Source organism: Stenotrophomonas sp. AS012628 (assembly GCF_010608305.1).
In the GTDB taxonomy this organism is placed as follows: Bacteria; Pseudomonadota; Gammaproteobacteria; order Xanthomonadales; family Xanthomonadaceae; genus Stenotrophomonas; species Stenotrophomonas geniculata.
Window position 1 is genome coordinate 1 of sequence record NZ_VMBJ01000144.1, and the last position, 266, is coordinate 266.

The window sequence follows — 266 nt, forward strand, 5'->3', positions numbered from 1 at the left end:
GCCTCGGGTGGGTTCGGCACAAAGATCGTGCTGCACAATGACTGAGAGCAAGCTGGTAGCCCGACCGCTGACCGAAAAGCAACGCATCGCTCTTCTCGCCGTGGCGCGCGGAGGGATACGCGTGGTCGAGCGCGTCGGTCAACACGGCGCTCAATACTACGAGATGTTGGCCCCTGGTGGTCATCAGATCGGCGGACAGTTCGCGGCGCTCAAGCGTCGCGGCTTCGTCTGTTGGAAGCGAGGCCCTGCGTTGACCATCGCCGGAG

Annotated in this window: 1 protein-coding gene; it reads left to right on the forward strand. The window is 63.5% G+C overall.

The window, feature by feature from the left end:
* Window positions 1-37: 37 nt before the first annotated feature.
* A partial coding sequence (locus G5A07_RS21335) for a hypothetical protein (RefSeq protein ID WP_191863987.1) occupies window positions 38-266 on the forward strand: 229 nt, incomplete at its 3' end.